Source organism: Ruminococcus flavefaciens 007c (assembly GCF_000571935.1).
Taxonomy (GTDB): Bacteria; Bacillota; Clostridia; order Oscillospirales; family Ruminococcaceae; genus Ruminococcus; species Ruminococcus flavefaciens_F.
Genome location: NZ_ATAX01000008.1, coordinates 177,560 through 195,760 on the forward strand (window position 1 = coordinate 177,560; position 18,201 = coordinate 195,760).

14 protein-coding genes and 2 pseudogenes are annotated in these 18,201 nt (G+C 46.0%); 6 read left to right on the top strand and 10 right to left on the bottom strand.

Going from position 1 to position 18,201, the window contains the following annotated elements:
* Nucleotides 1-9: 9 nt before the first annotated feature.
* The 5 genes from RF007C_RS02575 to RF007C_RS02600 all read right to left on the bottom strand — a co-directional run bounded on the left by RF007C_RS02575 (nucleotide 10) and on the right by RF007C_RS02600 (nucleotide 7,281).
* Complete coding sequence (locus tag RF007C_RS02575) at nucleotides 10-1,263, bottom strand: XAC2610-related protein (protein ID WP_037296959.1); 1,254 nt, start codon at nucleotides 1,261-1,263, stop codon at nucleotides 10-12.
* Between the two features lie 95 nt (nucleotides 1,264-1,358).
* Nucleotides 1,359-2,345 carry a hypothetical protein gene (locus RF007C_RS02580; protein ID WP_037296961.1) on the bottom strand — a complete coding sequence of 329 codons (987 nt, stop codon included), beginning with the start codon at nucleotides 2,343-2,345 and terminating at the stop codon, nucleotides 1,359-1,361.
* Between the two features lie 102 nt (nucleotides 2,346-2,447).
* A complete protein-coding gene (secA, locus tag RF007C_RS02585; protein ID WP_037296963.1) occupies nucleotides 2,448-5,210 on the bottom strand; it encodes a preprotein translocase subunit SecA in 2,763 nt (920 codons plus the stop codon).
* Nucleotides 5,211-5,411: 201 nt separating this feature from the next.
* A complete protein-coding gene (locus tag RF007C_RS02590) occupies nucleotides 5,412-6,365 on the bottom strand; it encodes a PstS family phosphate ABC transporter substrate-binding protein (RefSeq protein WP_019679198.1) in 954 nt (317 codons plus the stop codon).
* A 406-nt stretch (nucleotides 6,366-6,771) separates the two neighbouring features.
* Entirely contained in the window at nucleotides 6,772-7,281 is a 510-nt protein-coding gene (locus RF007C_RS02600) for a hypothetical protein (protein WP_019679196.1), read from the bottom strand.
* 147 nt (nucleotides 7,282-7,428) lie between these two features.
* Between RF007C_RS02600 and RF007C_RS02605 the strand changes: the two genes are divergently transcribed.
* Both RF007C_RS02605 and RF007C_RS02610 read left to right on the top strand, forming a co-directional pair.
* Entirely contained in the window at nucleotides 7,429-7,968 is a 540-nt protein-coding gene (locus RF007C_RS02605; RefSeq protein WP_037296965.1) for a 4'-phosphopantetheinyl transferase family protein, read from the top strand.
* A gap of 202 nt (nucleotides 7,969-8,170) precedes the next feature.
* Nucleotides 8,171-8,416 carry an IreB family regulatory phosphoprotein gene (locus RF007C_RS02610; RefSeq protein ID WP_019679194.1) on the top strand — a complete coding sequence of 82 codons (246 nt, stop codon included), beginning with the start codon at nucleotides 8,171-8,173 and terminating at the stop codon, nucleotides 8,414-8,416.
* A 55-nt stretch (nucleotides 8,417-8,471) separates the two neighbouring features.
* On the opposite strand, the gene RF007C_RS02615 is transcribed toward RF007C_RS02610, so the two are convergent.
* Nucleotides 8,472-9,422: a glycoside hydrolase family 25 protein gene (locus tag RF007C_RS02615; RefSeq protein ID WP_037296967.1), complete on the bottom strand. Its 951-nt coding sequence runs from the start codon at nucleotides 9,420-9,422 to the stop codon at nucleotides 8,472-8,474.
* A gap of 213 nt (nucleotides 9,423-9,635) precedes the next feature.
* Here RF007C_RS02615 and RF007C_RS02620 point away from each other — a divergent pair, with 213 nt between their 5' ends.
* Complete coding sequence (locus RF007C_RS02620; RefSeq protein ID WP_019679192.1) at nucleotides 9,636-9,896, top strand: TIGR03905 family TSCPD domain-containing protein; 261 nt, start codon at nucleotides 9,636-9,638, stop codon at nucleotides 9,894-9,896.
* 178 nt (nucleotides 9,897-10,074) lie between these two features.
* Here RF007C_RS02620 and RF007C_RS02625 read toward each other — a convergent pair whose 3' ends face one another.
* Nucleotides 10,075-10,803, bottom strand: coding sequence for an N-acetylmuramoyl-L-alanine amidase (locus RF007C_RS02625; RefSeq protein ID WP_037296969.1), 729 nt, complete (start codon nucleotides 10,801-10,803; stop codon nucleotides 10,075-10,077).
* 582 nt (nucleotides 10,804-11,385) lie between these two features.
* Here RF007C_RS02625 and RF007C_RS17940 point away from each other — a divergent pair.
* A pseudogene (locus RF007C_RS17940) lies at nucleotides 11,386-12,657 on the top strand (glycoside hydrolase family 9 protein); the annotation flags it as partial.
* 801 nt (nucleotides 12,658-13,458) lie between these two features.
* Nucleotides 13,459-14,109 (top strand): annotated as a pseudogene (bglS, locus tag RF007C_RS17945) (beta-glucanase); the annotation flags it as partial.
* 674 nt (nucleotides 14,110-14,783) lie between these two features.
* On the opposite strand, the gene RF007C_RS02635 reads toward bglS, so the two are convergent.
* From RF007C_RS02635 to RF007C_RS02645, 3 genes are read right to left on the bottom strand one after another with little or no spacing between them, the layout of a single operon-like run.
* Nucleotides 14,784-15,419 (bottom strand): ABC-2 transporter permease, encoded by a 636-nt coding sequence (locus RF007C_RS02635; RefSeq protein ID WP_037296972.1) that lies wholly within the window; start codon nucleotides 15,417-15,419, stop codon nucleotides 14,784-14,786.
* A 1-nt stretch (nucleotide 15,420) separates the two neighbouring features.
* Nucleotides 15,421-16,251, bottom strand: coding sequence for an ABC transporter ATP-binding protein (locus RF007C_RS02640; protein WP_037296974.1), 831 nt, complete (start codon nucleotides 16,249-16,251; stop codon nucleotides 15,421-15,423).
* Nucleotides 16,252-16,264: 13 nt separating this feature from the next.
* The gene (locus RF007C_RS02645) at nucleotides 16,265-16,636 is read right to left on the bottom strand and encodes a GntR family transcriptional regulator (RefSeq protein ID WP_019679188.1); all 372 of its coding nucleotides are present in this window, start codon (nucleotides 16,634-16,636) and stop codon (nucleotides 16,265-16,267) included.
* Between the two features lie 398 nt (nucleotides 16,637-17,034).
* Between RF007C_RS02645 and RF007C_RS02650 the strand changes: the two genes are divergently transcribed.
* On the top strand, nucleotides 17,035-18,141 hold the full coding sequence (locus RF007C_RS02650) for a hypothetical protein (RefSeq protein ID WP_037296977.1): 1,107 nt from the start codon (nucleotides 17,035-17,037) through the stop codon (nucleotides 18,139-18,141).
* The last annotated feature ends 60 nt before the right edge of the window (nucleotides 18,142-18,201 follow it).

The following is an 18,201-nucleotide window of genomic DNA, read 5'->3' on the forward strand; positions in this document are numbered from 1 at the left end:
TTCTTATGTTTATCTGAAATCATCCTTTATGTATTGACCTGTAAGAACATAATGCTCGTTTCCGTCCTCGTCATATTCGTATATATCGCAGTCATTGCCGACACCGTGATAAAATTCCCGCTCTTTCAGACGAAGCTTGCCCTTATCCCATATAAAGATATAGCAGTTGTGGTCCTCGTCAAGTGAATACCTATCATAATACTGGATAGTCTGTGTCTCAGGATTAGCGCTGATCTGACAGCCAAAGGCATTGAGCTCCTGCCACTCCGTATACCTGTCTTTTTCGTCGTCATAGCGGTAATAGACGTATTCATCACTGCCCCCTGCAAGCACAGAATCCGTCTGTATCCGCAGGTCATTACAGCCGTCAAAGTCATAGTCTTCTTCGATCAGGAGAATCTCGGCACCGTCACTGTAGTTTGTGTTGCTATACGGAAGATATCTGACTTTTCCGTTCTGCTTTATCCTGTCATAGAGCTGTGGCAGCCCCGTCACATCAATGGACTGTATAAGCTCCCGTCCCTTCATATAGTCCACGGAGCTGTCAGTGGTGCAGAGGTACAGCACATCGGTCTCTGTCCTGAAGCAGGCACCTGTTCTGGGATTGATATGCCTTCTCTCGGTAATGATCCTGCGGCCTTTTTCGTCGAACTCGCAGACGTCCGCCAGCCTTTCCGCGTCGTCGCCGTAGCCTTTTGTGTATTCATCAATGCGGCTCACAGGCACAAGCACATCGTCCTGCCACCTGTATACAGTCTCACAGCTGCCGTAACCGACATTCCGCTTCATGGTGAGAGTTCGGGACGAGCTGTCCGTATCCATTAGCACTGCCTTTCCGTCTGCAAGGGCCATTGCGTCAGACCGTGTGAACTCCATGGTATCGGGCACGCAGAGCCAGTAAGCTCCCGTAAATACATCATCATATATAAACAGGTCGTCATAGCTGTCAAAGTTGAAATCCCTGATAACAACGTCCTCTGCCCCCGACAGCTGTACATCAGCCTCGATCACGCTGACGGCACTTCCTCCGCAGAGCACCGTGACTCTGCTGCCCCGAACTCCTGCAGTAAAGTGAACTGTCTCGTCCTTTTTCCGCTTCGGTGAAGCTATAGTGACTATGGGTTTTGCGGTATCCGTCTCAGTTGCAGTCTCCCCGGCGGCAGTTGTCTCCGCAGCGGAGGATACTGAGATCTTTGCGCCTTCCGAGCAGCCTGAGAGCAGTGCAGCGCTGATAATTGGTATGATGAAATGCTTAATATTCATATTGCGTCTTTTCCTTCCCTGCTGTGACAAGGGGCTGTACCGTTTCCGGCACAGCCCCAGATATATCTGCTCATACAGAATCAGCCGTCTTAATTTTATTCAGCCTGAGGCTGTTCAGTCTCGCCGCCTATAAGATTGCCCTGACTGTCTCTTGTTTCCCTTGAGATCTCGGCACCGCCCTCATCATACGTAATAGTCTCGATGAGGATCCTCTCCTCGCTGTCCTTGTACTGATGAACGTGCTCTCTGAGTACAAGTGCCTTATATTCGTTCCACTTGTAGGTCTTCTTCTCGTACTCTATCCTGTCCTCATTCTTGTGGCAGATAACTATCTCATTTCTTGAAAGATCTTCTGTCTCTGCAAGGATAGGAAGATTATTGAAGGTAAGATTATTGAGCTCGTTCCACTGGCTGAATGTGCCGTTGTCGGGATCATAGCGGTAATACTTGCCCGTCTTGTTCAGATCGTCCTGATCCTCAACAATGAAGAGGTCGGTATAGCCGTCAAAATCGAAATCGCCCCTTACGACGAAATCGTTTATGGTCTTTGTCTGATCTGCTTCCAAAGCAGCCTTTATTTTTGAAGTATCAACACTCAGCACCTGATAAGAACGTGTCTTGCCGTCGGTGTAAGGACGTGAAACCTCTATCTTATTGGGCGCACTGCTGTCAAATCCGAATGACACTGAATTGAAGTCCTTGGGATCGTATGTCGGCGACTGTGTTGAAGGCTGTGCTGTTGTTGTTGTAGTCCTGGGAGCTGTGGGAACTGCTCTTGTAGTTCCGTGAACTCCGCCGCTGCCTCCGTGGGAAGCTCTTGTAGCGGGCTGTATTGAATTCTTTTTTGTAGTTGTGGCAGTTGTTCCCGATACCTTCTCGCCTGCGTGCTTTGTAGTAGTAGTGCGTCCCTTGGTGGTATCCTCTTCAGTATTAGCTTCAGTTTCGGAGGTAGTAACTTCACGGGTGGTCCCCTCAACAGTACCCGAAACGATGCTTATACGGCTTCCGCCGTTTGAATCGCTTACCTTTCCGCAGCCTGAAAGAAGTGCCAGAAGAATAACGGGAAAAATACACTTTTTCATATTGTCACCTCATAAAACCTTTCTTTTTCTCTTTAAAGAAGCTTTCCGCACGCCGCCCCCTGCGGCAATGCGTAAAGGGACGAAAGTACGCCCCTGTGCATATTACTTATTAGCCATATCCTTTGCCTTGCAGCACTTCTTGTACTTTTTGCCGCTTCCGCACGGGCAGGGGTCGTTATCGCCTATCTTCTTTGAACGAACAGGTTCGTCGGAGAAGCTTCCGTCTCCTGCTCCTGCATTGGGAGCATCAGGCTGAGCAACCTGCTCACGCTCAGGAGCTTCGTTTGTCTGGAGCTTTACTGTCAGCAGCATACGGATAGTATCCTCACGTATGGACTCGACCATAGCATCGAACATCTCAAATCCTTCGTAACGGTACTCGATAACAGGGTTCTTCTGACCGTACGAACGGAGGCCGATACCCTTTTTGAGCTCCTCCATATCATCGATATGTGACATCCACTTGGTATCAACGACCTTGAGGAGGATAACACGCTCGAGCTCACGCATAACCTCTGAGCCGTATTCTGCTTCCTTGGCCTCGTAGATCTCTCCTGCCTTGGTGCTGAGAGTATTGACGATGTCCTCCTTGGAAACGTCCTCGTAATCGTCGTCCTCGAACACAAGATCCTCGGGACCGATGAGCCAGCCCATGAAGTGCTCTCTGAGGCCGACCATATTCCAGTCGTCCTTGACCTCGTTGTCAACAAGGTAGGTATCTACTGTGGAAGTGATAAGGTCTTCCATCATCTTGAGTATGCTCTCGTGGAGATCCTCTCCGTCGAGAACCTGAGATCTCTGCTTATAGATGATCTCACGCTGGGTATTCATAACGTCGTCGTAGTTGAGGACGTTCTTTCTTATGCTGAAGTTCTGTCCCTCGACCTTCTTCTGTGAGGACTCGATGATCCTTGTGAGCATCTTGCTCTCGATAGGAGTACTCTCGTCAACATTGAGGGTCTTCATAAGGTTCTCGAGGCGGTCGCCTGCGAATATACGCATGAGGTTATCCTCTACCGAGAGGAAGAAGCAGCTCTCGCCCTCGTCGCCCTGACGGCCCGAACGTCCGCGGAGCTGGTTATCGATACGGCGTGATTCATGACGCTCTGTACCGAGGATATAAAGTCCGCCTGCTTCCTTTACTGCAACGGCCTTTTCCTTGACCTCTGTATTGTACTTATCGTAAAGCTCGCGGTAGAGCTTTCTTGCTGCCAGTATCTCCTCATCTTCGGTATCAGCGAAGCCGATAGCCTCTGTGATGATCTCCTCGGGGATCTCGCGTTTTCTCAGCTCGGCTCTTGCAAGGAACTCTGCGTTACCGCCCAGCATGATATCGGTACCACGTCCTGCCATGTTGGTAGCGATGGTAACGGCGCCATACTTACCTGCCTGAGCAACGATCTCAGCTTCCTTAGCGTGCTGCTTTGCATTGAGGACCTCATGCTTGATGCCCTTTCTCTTGAGCATGGCGGAGAGAAGCTCAGACTTCTCGATTGATACTGTACCTACCAGGATAGGCTGTCCCTTCTGGTGGCACTCAATGATCTTCTCTATGATAGCGGCATACTTGCCCTTTTCTGTGGTGTATACCTGATCGTTGTGATCTATACGGATAACGGGTTTGTTTGTAGGAACGGCAATAACGTCTAGCTTGTAGATCTCCTTGAACTCGTCCTCTTCGGTCATAGCAGTACCTGTCATACCGGAGAGCTTTGTGTAAAGTCGGAAGAAGTTCTGGAAAGTGATGGTGGCAAGGGTCTTTGACTCGCTCTTGATCTTAACTCCTTCCTTAGCCTCGATAGCCTGATGGAGACCGTCGTTGAAACGGCGTCCCATCATAAGACGTCCGGTGAACTCATCAACGATAATGATCTCGCCGTCCTTGACAACGTAGTCGATATCATTCTTCATAACACCGTTAGCCTTGATAGCCTGGTTGATATGGTGAAGGAGAGTCATATTCTCGGAATCCATAAGGTTCTCGACTCTGAATGCCTGCTCTGCCTTCTTAACACCGCGCTGGGTGATAGTAGCTGTTTTAGCCTTTTCGTCTATGATATAGTCCGCATTCTCATTGAGAGCGTCCTGATCCTGCTTGTCGTCCATTTCAACGACAGTGGTAGGTGTAAGAGTCTTTGCAAAGCGGTCAACTATAGCGTAGAGGTCTGTTGACTTGTCTCCGCGTCCCGAAATGATAAGAGGAGTACGTGCCTCATCAATAAGGATCGAGTCAACCTCATCGACGATAGCGAAGTTGGGAGCACGCTGAACGCGCTCTTCCTTATGTGTTACCATGTTATCACGGAGGTAATCGAAGCCCAGTTCGTTGTTGGTAGCGTAAGTAACATCGCAGTTATAAGCTGCGCGGCGCTGGTCGTTGTTGAGGCCGTGGAGGATACATCCTACTGTAAGTCCCAGCCAGCGGAGCACCTTGCCCATTTCCTCAGCCTGTGTCTTTGCGAGGTAGTCGTTAACGGTAACAACGTGAACACCCAGACCTGAAAGAGCGTTGAGGTATGAAGCTACGCAGGCAACGAGAGTTTTACCTTCACCGGTCTTCATCTCGGCGATACGTCCCTGATGAAGAACGATAGCACCGATTATCTGTACGGGATAAGGCTTTTTCTCGAGTACACGCCAGGCTGCCTCTCTTACGGTGGCAAGAGCCTCGGGGAGGATATCGTCCAGTGTCTCACCATCCTCAAGTCTCTCCTTGAACTCGGCAGTTTTTGCCTTCAGCTCTGCGTCTGAAAGCTCCTGATATTCTTCGTCCAGCTCCAGTACTTTATTTTTAATAGGCTCTATACGCTTGAGCTCTCGGTTAGAGTAAGCGTTGGCGCCGAAAATGTTTTTGAATAAACCCATTATAGTTTTCCGCCTTTACATTATTTTACATTATTATAGTGTAAGTCTGATACGATGTATAAATACACATAATATATTGTACATCAATCCTCATGGTTTGTCAATACCTGTAACAAGAAATAGCGGACCAAGTCCGCTATTTCGTGAATTATGTCATTTTTTCAGTGTTTTTGATAATTTAATAATGAAATTTGAGCATATTCAGCTCACAGGCACATAACCTGCCTTTTCCACCACAGACTGTCCCTCGTCGGAGAGTATCCAGTCTATAAGTGCAGGAATCTGTTCATTCTCATTGTCCTTGCGGTAGACCGCATAGAAGGTGCTTGCCAGAGGATAGGTACCGTCAGCGATATGCTCCTTGTCGGGGTAAACCCCGTCCAGAGCCAGTTTTTTCGCTCCGCCGTTGCCGACCATATTATCGACATAATACCTGAAGGAATAGCCGATCGATCTGCCGAAACCTCCCAGATAATTATACTTCTGCTCACGTCCGCCCATGAATCTGTCCATGGTTGTCTGGCTTCCGCTGCCCTTGTTACGTGAGAGTGCCTCTATGGGAAGGTGTTCGCCTCCCACCTCTGACCACATCTTTATATCCCCCGCGAATATATCCCTTACCTGCTCGGATGTAAGACCGTCTACAGGATTTCCGCTGTTGACTATGAATACGAAGGCTTCTCTGCCAATGGGCACCATTTCCAATTCGGCGCCCTTTTCCTCGGCATAGGCCAGCTGTTCGTCGTTTGGCCCGGCGCAGAATATGATATCCGCGTCGCCGTCAGCAACAGCCTTGTAAGCTCCGCGTGTATTTGTGTAATGCAGAGCGCTGTCGGCGGTGAACTCGCCGTTTTCAAAGCGGACGCTGTCCGCGGGGTATACGGAATTGACTATGCCCGAAAAAATCGGATAAAGAGCCGCAGCTCCGTCCAGTACGGGCAGATCCTCCCTGAATTCGGTGTCCGTATCCACCTTTACTGCCTCTGAGTTCTCGTCAAATGGCATATACCTGTGAATCTCCACGGAGTACTTCTTCATCTCCTCGCTGGAGGTATCTATGCAGCGCTTTGTGAAAAGTCCGTAAACAGACAGATCAAAGGCCGCAAATGCTCCTATCAGGAGTGCTATCGCGCCTAATTTCTTAGCAGTACCCATGAACTCACCTCCCGTTCGCCACATACGAGACAATGGAGCAGCTTTCACGGAGATGGGCCGTATAGCATACGAGCCCTATTGTAAAAATAATCCCTATAATCATGATGATCGCAATAATACGTCCGAAAGTTTTGTCACTCATATACGTCACCTCACATATGCGCAATGCCTATAGAAAGCATGGTGATAAGCCATATAACGGACGCTAAAAGAAGAGCCAGAAGCACGGAAAATATAATAAACATCCTCAGTCTTTTCTTGTGCTTCGGATCCTCACGGGGCGTTTTCACGAATAACACCAGTGATACTATGAACATCACCAGTATCGTGACAGGTATCCCTATAAAAACCAATAATCCACATATCATATCCAAATATTCCATAAAATCGCCCTTTCTGTCCCTGATCACCCTGCCAGGAAGTACTTCAGTATGATCATCGAGCCGAACATTGCTGTAACAAATACAGTACCCTTTACACAGAAAACCATGTCCTTATGTCTTTTAAACATTCTGTGCAGCTGACCGCGAAGCCTTTCGCTGCCCTCTGTGGAATAGAATTCCTTTGCAAGACAGAATTCCCCCGGATCATCGGGTGATACAATTATTGCCACCTCCTCACCGGACATGATTATCTGATCGAGCTCTCTTTCCGATATGCCAAAGCTCCTGTCAAGAACGCCTCTCAGATCTTCGCCATCCACGGTGTACCTCAGAGAAAGCCCCGTTCCGCCGTCGGAATAATGCCAGCGCTCCGGACTTTTGCCTGTACATCTTCTGCCGTCATCTTTATATTTTTTCATCTTTACGGCAAGACTCGCCGTTGAAGCAGCACCGCGCGAGCTATTGGCAACTATTGCCACCCCTCCTGCCAGCGCGATAAGAAGTACAACCTGGATAAAAAATTCAAAAAGCATTTTGTCATCTCCAATCATGTTTTCTTTCGCCATCATTATATCATCACACGATCTCTATATCAAGATGTCATTTGTCACTCGTCAAGTGACATTTGTCACTTCTTGTAATCCGAGCGGAAATATGATATACTTAAAGAGGTGATGAAAATGCTTATGATCTCTTTGACGAAGCTCGAAAAAAAGGAGCTTCACAGACTCGCTCACGGTATACTCAGAGAATGCCTGAAGCTCAGATGCGTTAACTATGATGAAGATACTCCTCTTGCCAGAGGCAGGATGGGCAAGCCCTTCCTTGCGGAACGTCCCGATATTCATTTCAATCTCTCCCATTCAAATGGCATAGCCGCCTGTATAGTCTCGGAACATGAATGCGGCATAGACTGCGAAGAAGTAAGAGAATACCGTCCCGCTGTAGTGAAGAGAGCCTTCTCAGAGAGCGAGAGGATAATGATAGAGGAAGCTCCCCCGGAGGAGCGCGATCTGCTTTTCTTCCGACTGTGGACGCTGAAGGAGTCCTACATCAAGGCCATAGGCACAGGCATATCCTATCCCCTGAACACATTGGAATTCAGCTTTGAGGGAGACTGCATAATCTCCTCACAGACCGACTGCCGCTTCAGGCAGATCATAATAGACGGCGGGAAATACGCAGTGGCCATATGTGAAAAAATGTCCTCCGTCACGTAAGCAGCACATAATAAAGTACTTATGTGGAAAATGTAATTTTTACACTGCTTTCCCTATGCAAAATAAACAAAATCCGGGACAAAATTCGGTCAAATCGGGAAAATTCATCGCTCCCCCTTGCTTTGCCGCCCATTTTAGGTTATAATATATTATACAAGCTTCTTCCACCAGAAGTATTCCACAACAGCGGGAGGCTGATATTATGTTCGATAAAACAATGACGTTCTCTGTCAATGAGGACCGAGAAGCAGAGCTGAAAAAAAATCTCACGATAATTTATGACGCTCTCACCGAAAAGGGATACAACCCCGTAAATCAGATCGTAGGCTACATCCTTTCCGAGGATCCTACATTCATAACAACGCATAACAACGCAAGAAGCCTTATCCGTCACATAGACCGTGACGAGCTTTTGCAGGTGCTTGTAAGAAATTATCTCAATGCATAATAAGAAAGGACGGTCATTGACCGTCCTTGTTTTTTTATGTATGAAAGCTCACCATTTAATAAGGCCTGAAGCAGATATTAAGGTCTACATCGCCCTCTATGCCCGGGATATGGCCTGTATTTGAATACTGCCAGATCTTGAAATCATAATAATACGAAGGCTTATCCGCGTACTCAGCCAGCCAGAAGTCGTAATCCTTTATTCTGGGCAGGTCGAGCTTGTGCATAGCCGTTCCCGTATTCTGGTAGACCATGGGTGTATATCCCGAATCCTTGACTCTCTCGCAGAAAGCCACGCAGCAGTCTGCCAGAGCTTCAACGCTGACATCATCGGTACGAGCGCTGTCGGTGTGAACTATCTCCCAGTCATATACCACAGGGTATGTAATATTGTAAGGAGCAAGCGCATCGATAACTGCGTCTGCCTCCTCCACGGCCTCATCGGCGTTGGTAGCCTGAGAATAGAAATAAGCACCTACCTTTATGCCTGCCTTCTGTGCTCCTTCTAAATTGCGCTGAAAAGCAGAATCATAGGTCACGATACCGTCGCCGTAGGTACGGTAGCCCACACGTATGAAGGCAAAATCTATATCTGCCTGCTTGACCTGTTCCCAGTCTATCTCACCCTGGAACTCGGATATGTCGATACCTGTCGTGGACACTACCTTGCCGTCTTCCTCATAGAAGGCGTAACCGTTGCGCATGATGAGCTTGCTGAGGTCTATAGTACTTGCAGGAACATCTCCGTACACGGGGACGAATATCTCTCCGTAGGTGCTGTCGTTCATAAGAAGCTTCTTGCCGTCCAGCTGATAGAAGGACTCTTCCTTTTCGATGACCGCTCTTCTGCGCACCTGAGGCTTGTCGGACTGTGCATTAGCGGGAACAGCGTCCTTTCTGCCCTTGATAAAAGCAACGAATACAAGTCCTATAATAAGGAAAAGTATTATTACCGCTTCAAGGATAGCGATACTTTTGAATTTTACACGTTTTCTGTTGTCTGCCATTGTTTCCTCCATTTTGGATCTGTTTTTTATCTGTAAGTATATAATACCACACTATTCGCAGTTTGTAAATAATATTTTCCCGATATATAATAACACTTTTGTCACTTTACGGGGTTTCACAGAATTTTCAGAAAAAACACCTTGATAATCACGGAATAATGTTGTAGAATTTAGATACATTCAAAAAACGTCTAAAACGGAGGATGCTTTAATATGAATTATACTTACAAGACAAAAAAGGTCTGTGCACAGGAGATAAGCTTCAACATCGAAGGAAATGTCATCACTGATATATCTTTTGTGGGAGGCTGCAACGGAAATCTCAAGGCGCTGTCAAAGGTGCTTGACGGCTGGACCGTGGAGGAGATAGAAACAAAGCTCAAGGGCAACACATGCGGCATGAAGCAGACATCCTGCGCCGACCAGCTCTGTCTGGCAGTGCGCGAGGCTTACGATGCACAGAAAAACGCATAACATCTGCGGGCGCACTTAAAGTGCGCCTTTTTATTTTTATGAAGCACAGCGGATACTTATGCCGCATAAAATATTCCATATACATATCCTGCCGTATCGCTCCTCTCATTCTGCGAAAAAAGAGAAACGAAAAGGCAGGATCTTTTCGTTTTTCTTACAGAAATTTGCACACCGCTTATTATTTACGGTTAACAAAATCGCTTATGCCGCTGAACAGAGTGAACGCCACCTTTCCGCGGTAATCCTCCGTATTGAGCAGAGCTGCTTCATCGGGATTGGAAAGAAAACCGCATTCAGCCATGACCGTGGGATTATCACTGTAATAACAGAGAAAAAGCTCCTTTCCGCAGAGCTTTATCTCCCTTTCATTTTCCGGCTGCAAAAGAGCCCTGAACCGCTCCTGAAGCGCCCTTGCAAGAGCTTCGCTTGTGCTGTTGCTGCCCGAATAGAACATCTGCGCTCCCCTGTATCTGGGATCGGTAAACTGATTCTGATGTATGGAAATGCAGACAGCATTGTCATATTTATTGAAAAGCTCCAGACGATTGTCCAGATCCGAGCTTTTCTGCGCCGCTATCCCCTCTGTCCCCTCATCATGGATAGATCTGTCTGTGTCCCTTGTCACCTTTACATCATAGCCGTTTACCTCAAGCAGATCCCTGAGCCTCAGCATTATGTCGAGATTTATGCCCTTTTCCGGAACCCCCTCTGCGGAGGTGCAGCCTCCGTCGATACCTCCGTGACCTGCATCAAGGACTATAACCGGAGTCTCCTCCATACCCGTAAGTGCTGTCGGAAGCGCTCCGTTCTCGGCTCTTTCGGCTATACGTGAGGCTCCGTACAGCGTAAACAGCGCACAGCCGCAGACAAGCGCTCCGCTTACTATCTTTCTGTGAGTTTTATTCATTCAATACTCTCCTTCCGCCTTTGCGTAATATGGTCACTGAATTATATTAGGAAAAATAATAGTTTATGCGAAAACTCAGCTGCTTCGGGAGGCAAATTTCTCACAAAATAACGTATTATATTTTTTAAAGATATTACAATAACACGTTTGATAAAAATGGTAATAATAATACAATGATAATAAAATCATGAGGAAGAGAATTGCTGTTCATTCCGATGAAAAACCGGTCTCAGAACAGCTGCTGACCATAACAAAATCTTCATAAACGGGTGTAAAAAGCTAAAGCGGCAGTAGATACGGCAGTTTTGTGTAAGGGCAATAACTGCCGATGTATTGCGTTTTGAAGGTCGATGCAAGTTAATTATTCCGACAAAGCTATGCAAGGTAATTTATTTATATTTTATGCACAATAGTTTTTGTGATTATGCGTGATCAAAATAAGAAAATTTTGTGCATTATAACAAAATTATATACAAAATACCAGATTGTAACCGTTTAGTTACCGTTTTGTTACTACTTTTCAGATGAAACCATGTATAATTAGCATGTTATAGGCAAATTTTTTGAAAGAAGAGTGATAACATGATTCAACTTAAAAGGCTCAAATCTGCCATCATAAGCAGCGCTGTTGCTGCTTCAGCAATTTTACCTCTTGCATCAGCAACTCCCTCTCTCTCAGCAAATGCAGCCGATGGCGACAACTACGCAAAACTCCTTCAATATTCCCTCTATTTCTATGATGCCAATATGTGCGGCAACAATTCCGACTGTGCTCTCTCATGGAGAGGCAACTGCCACACAAACGACGAGGTTCCCGGAGGTTTCCACGATGCCGGCGACCACGTTATGTTCGGTCAGCCTCAGGGCTACACAGCATCTACCCTCGGCTGGGCCTACTATGAGTTCAAGGATGCTTTCGACGCAACAGGTCAGACCGCTCACCTCAAGGTCATAACAGACAAGTTCGCAAAGTTCTTCCGTGACGCTACTGTTCTGAACGGCAATACCGTTCAGAAGGTTCTTATCGAAAAAGGCGAAGGCGGCGCAGACCACTCCTACTGGGGTGCGCCTGAGACACAGGGCGACAGAGGACGTATGCTCTGGTCAACAGGAGGTGCCGCAAACATAACTGCCGAATACGCAGCAGCTCTTGCAGCTAACTATGTAAACTTCGGCAACACAGAGGACCTTAAATATGCCAAGGCTCTCTATGATTTCTCAAAGCAGAATCCTGCAACTTATTCCTGTGAATTCTACGGAAGCGGCGAAAGCGGCTCAAAGGACGAACTTGCATGGGCAGCCGGCTGGCTCTACCTTGCTACTAAGGACGAGAGTTACCTCAACGACCTCAAGAACGGCCCTCTCGGTTACTGGGTAATGAACTGGGAGAATGTTTCACTCGGTGCAGGCGTTATGCTCGGTACTATCACAGGCGACTGGTCACACGCACCTGAGCTTGGCAATCTCTCAGGCGACGGATACAAGTTCTATGACAAGTGGGGCTCGGCAAGACACAATGCTACAGCTCAGATGTGTTCACTCATTGCCGCAAAGCACGGTAAGGGCGATGCAAGCTGGGCAAAAGGCCAGATGCAGTACCTCACAGGCGATAAGGCATTCGCTAACGGTCAGTCATACTGTCTCGTATGCGGCTTCAAGCCTAATGCTTCAAAGAATCCTCACCACAGAGCAGCTTCAGGCACAAACAGTGCTGCTGAGTCAAATGACGGCGTACAGAACAAGTATACTCTTGTAGGTGCTCTCTGCGGAGGTCCTACAGACGCTAACGGTACATACAGAGACGTTCGTTCGGACTATGTAAGCAACGAAGTCGCTTGCGACTATAACGCAGGCTTCGTTGGCGCAGCTGCAGGCCTCTACAGCACTTACAAGACAGGCTCCACCGAGTCAAGTATCGAGGGCGTAACAAAGGTATACGGTGGCGGCAGCGGCAGCACAAACAATAATCAGCAGCAGAACAGCGACTGGAATAACCAGAACAACAATCAGCAGAACAATAACCAGCAGCAGAATAATGACTGGAGCAACTGGAATAATCAGAACCAGAATAACGACTGGAACAACCAGAACAACAACCAGCAGAATACATGGAACGGCTGGGACAATAACAACAACTGGAACCAGTGGGATCAGAACAACCAGTGGAATAACCAGCAGCAGAATAATGACTGGAACAACTGGAATAATCAGAACCAGAATAACGACTGGAACAACCAGAACAACAACCAGCAGAATACATGGAACGGCTGGGACAATAACAACAACTGGAACCAGTGGGATCAGAATAACCAGTGGAATAACCAGAACCAGAACAATGACTGGAATAACCAGAACCAGAACAACGACTGGAATAACCAGAATCAGAATAACGACTGGAATAACCAGAATCAGAACAACGACTGGAATAACCAGAACAACAACCAGCAGAACGCATGGAACGGCTGGGACAATAACAACAACTGGAACCAGTGGGATCAGAACAACCAGTGGAATAACCAGAACCAGAACAACGACTGGAATAACCAGAACAACAACCAGCAGAACGCATGGAACGGCTGGGACAATAACAACAACTGGAATCAGCAGGATCAGAACAACAATCAGCAGAACAACAATTCCGCAAATTCATCTGCTACAATGTTCGATGATTTCAGAACAGGTTCATCACGTTATTTCATAGCTTCGGACGGCTGGACAAACGGTGATCCCTTCGACTGCGGCTGGTATAAGTCACAGACAGCTTTCAGAAACGGAGCTCTTGAACTTACTATCGACAGAGACAACACAGGCAAGTATCACTATGCAGGTGCTGAGTACAGAACCAATGATTTCTACGGATTCGGCTACTATGAGACCTCAATGCAGGCTATAAAGAACACAGGTGTAAACTCATCATTCTTTACATATACCGGTCCGTCAGATAACAATCCCTGGGACGAGATCGATATCGAGTTCCTTGGCAAGGATACTACAAAGGTCCAGTTCAACTACTATACAAACGGACAGGGCAATCACGAGAAGATGTATGACCTCGGCTTTGACGCTTCACAGAGCTACCACACCTACGGCTTTGACTGGCAGCGCGACCACATAACATGGTATGTTGACGGCAAGGCAGTATACACTGCTTATGACAACATCCTTCAGACTCCCGGTAAGATCATGATGAATGTATGGCCCGGTACAGGTGTTGATGAATGGCTTGGTCATTACGATGGAAGAACTCCCCTCACAGCACGTTACCAGTGGGCATCTTACAAGCAGGGTGGCAATTCCGACAACAACAACCAGCAGAACAACGACCAGAACCAGTGGAACAATAACCAGAACAATGACTGGAACAACTGGAATAACAACCAGAACCAGAACAACGACTGGAACCAGTGGAACAACAACCAGAACCAGAACAACGACTGGAACAACTGGAATAACAACCAGAACCAGAACAACGACTGGAACCAGTGGAACAACAACCAGAACCAGAACAACGACTGGAACCAGTGGAACAACAACCAGAACCAGAACAACGACTGGAACAACTGGAATAACAACCAGAACCAGAACAACGACTGGAATAACTGGAATAACAACCAGAACCAGAACAATGACTGGAATAACTGGAATAACAACCAGAACCAGAACAATGACTGGAACAACTGGAATAACAACCAGAACCAGAACAATGACTGGAACAACTGGAATAACAATCAGAACCAGAACAATGACTGGAACAACTGGAATAATAACCAGAACCAAAACAACAACTGGAACAGCTGGAATAACAACAATAACTGGTGGAACGGCTGAAACTGATCGGATATATTTCCTGATAAGTCGTTAGATATGAAAAAAGCAGTATGATATTCTCATACTGCTTTTTCTTTTTGAATACTGATCTCAGAGGAAGTCCGTCAACATCTGTATTTTCAAAACCTGCTGATGCCGTGCTCTCTTCACGGTCATATTTCTCTTGCTTCATAGATCCTTGCGGAAATGAGCCAGGAAACGATGAATACGACCATAGCTGCCGTGAATACGGAAGCAATTATCAAAGGCTGTGTAAATCTGGATATAACGGAGATCACATCTGCTCCCACAAATGCTGAAGACAATCCCGCAACAGCAATACCTGTTATAATAAAATATATAAGTCTGCCCTTAGCTGTACCGTATTTGAAATCAAAGGGATACATAAGTGATGGAATAATAAGGGAAACGGAAGTCGATGCAGCAAGATATACCAGAATATCATTTACGCTCATGGCTTTATCCTTGTTTACGAGATTTATAAGGATAAATGATACCAACGCCATTACTGATGCCAATAACGAGCCGAAAAGCATAACGATGTACTTTGAAGAAACGATCGTCTTTCTGTCAACGGGGAAGCAAGCCGAATACTTGTCCCACTTGCTGTTTTCATCAACTGTCAGCCCCTGCTTTAAGATCATGGGAAAAAGGAAAGGTATGAACATGATATATGCGGGACTACCCATAAATACTCCCAGCACCATAAACATGAGCAGACATAAAAACTGGATTTTGTTGTTCTTTACCAATACAAGAATTTCCTTTGCAATAAGACCTTTGATCATTTTAGTCTTCCTCCTTAGCCATAAATACGAACAGATCCTCTATCGAAACGGGTTTTGTTATGAAGGTCTGAGGTATCATATTTCTGTCCACGATAGCCTCTGTGCTCCATTTGTTTGAGCGCTTGCCCTTGACGGCGTTTTCGTCCAGTTCAGCAAGCTGTTCTTCGGTAATATTTATAAATACGTACTGCTCCAGCAGAGTATCTTTTTCCTCACAGAGCATAAGCCTGCCCTTGTGGAGGAAAGCAATGTAATCGCAGAGCTTTTCAAGATCGCTTACAATATGCGAGGATATCAGGATAGAGTGTGTCTCGTCACGGGTAAAATCGTTCAGAATGTCGATTATCTCATCTCTTGCAAGTGGATCAAGTCCGCTTGTGGGTTCATCGAGTATAAGCAGCTCGGCATTGTGTGAAAGTGCAACTGCTATTCCCAGCTTCATTTTCATTCCCTTTGAGAAATCGGCAAAAGCCTTGTTTTTCGGAAGTCCAAACTTCCCAAGATATTCATTGAAGCGATTTTCGTCCCAGTTGCTGAACATATTCTTCATTATCCTGTTTATATCATTTGCATTGAGTTTGTCGGGGAATCCCACTTCATCAAGAACAACTCCGATGCGTTCTTTAAGCTCTGCGGAGATGTGCTGTCCGAGGATCTCTATATCACCGTCATATTTTATCGAACCCAGGATAGAACGGATAGTTGTGCTTTTTCCTGCTCCGTTTTCACCAATAAGGCCGAGTATGCAGCCCTGCGGAAGTGAAAAGGATATATTCTCAAGGGTAAAACCGCTGTATTTTTTTGTCAGGTTATTGATATTCAATGCATTCATAAAATTATCTCCTTTAGTTCTGGTCAAGGTATTTGTACATTTCGATTATATCGTCTGCGGAAAGATTGCAGGCAGCAGCCCGCCGCTGAACTTCTGTCAGAAGCTCTTCGATCCTTTTCAGATTTTCCTCACGCAGGAGCTCTGTATTTTTTGGAGCAACAAAACAGCCTTTAGCCGGAAGGGTGTATATGAACCCCTCCCGTTCAAGCTCATCGTATGCACGTTTGGTAGTTATAACGCTTATCCTCAGGTCTTTAGCAAGATTGCGTATTGACGGAAGAGCGTCGTTTTCTTTCAGCTCTCCGTTTATGATACTGCTTTTGATCTGATTATAGATCTGGTCGTATATAGGAGAACCGTTTTTGTTATCGATAAAAATATTCAAGACATCACCTCGTAAAACAGATCTGTTCATCTCGTCTTTACTGTATATACACAGTATACACAGTTAGCACAGATTTGTCAATATCGCGTGCAGCGATTCGTATACATATACAATTGCAGCATATCGCACCGCCGTCGATATGTACACTTTTTACAACAAACTGTACTTTTCGGAAGATAATTATACATAAGAACTGTTATATCAGCTTTATTCATAATAAAAAATCGTGGCTCAATGCCTCGAAATGGTTTTTCAGTATTGACGTTCACATAATCCTGCCGCCTGACGCTGTGCAAATAACAATTTTTTCTTGACAAAACAGCTGTTATATGGCAGAATATATATGACAAATCAGGCTATTTCATGCGGTTTATGTCTTAAAACCAAGGAGAGAGAAAATGAAAATAATAAAAAGGCTCTTCCTCATACTTACATTCACTTTCTTATTATGCAGCTGTGAGTATGACGATTACAACTATACCCCCACAAGTGAAAACAAAATAGAATATGCACATACGAAAGCCGAATATGTAAGCGACGAGGAAGCAATGTATCAGGCGATATACAAGCATCTCACCGACGGCAGCTACAGCGGCGAGATAAGGCTTTACGGCTATGCAAGCACCGATAATGCGTTCAGTATGTCAAATATGGTAATATCAGAACATCCCGAGCTTTTCTGGGCTGCTGTCCACGCCGTAAGCTCAAGTCCCGAACATGACGTTATAGGCATAAATTATCACTGCCGCGATTTTACCATGAATGACGGAAGCGTAGGTGAAATGTGCGCAAAGGTATCCGAGGAAGCCGACAGGATAATAAACAGTATCCCCGACGGTTCTTCCGACTGGGAAAAGATACTGTTCGTACACGACGAAATAGTAAAGAACACCTGGTACCAGAACGGAGACTCGGATAAATTCACCGATACCATATACGGCTGCCTTGTAAGAGGCAAAACGCAGAGCAACGGCTATGCCCAGGCTTTCAAGTACATTATGGACAGAATGGGCTATGAGTGCGGGATATTTTCAAATGAAGGCTATTACTGGAATTATATCAGGCTTGACGGCAAGTATTACTGGCTGGATCTCTTACGGGACGATCCGATCTTTGAGACGGATGTACCCTATAATTACACACATCTTTACTTTATGTGCGATGCCGAGCATTTCTCCGAAGATCATGACATCAGCAGGGGCAATAACAGATTTGCCCCGAAATGCGATGATTTCAGCAAATACTATTATGTAGTCCGGGGCTCTTACCTGAGCGGATTTGATGCCGATGCCATCGCAAAGCTCATAAAAAAGAACATCAACGCAGACCAGCTGGAGCTTAAATTCGATAGCAAAGACGCATACAACGACGCTGTCAATGGCTTTAACGAAGGTAAAATAGTCAGAAATTTCATCAAAGAAGACATACACCCGGAAAGAATAAAATTATGCTATATAGATGAGTGGAATGTCATAAAGCTGTTAATAGATCAGAGCTCTGAATAATGATCGCCTTTTTCATGGCATAAAAATAACCGCCCGAAGATAAATCTTCGGGCGGATTAT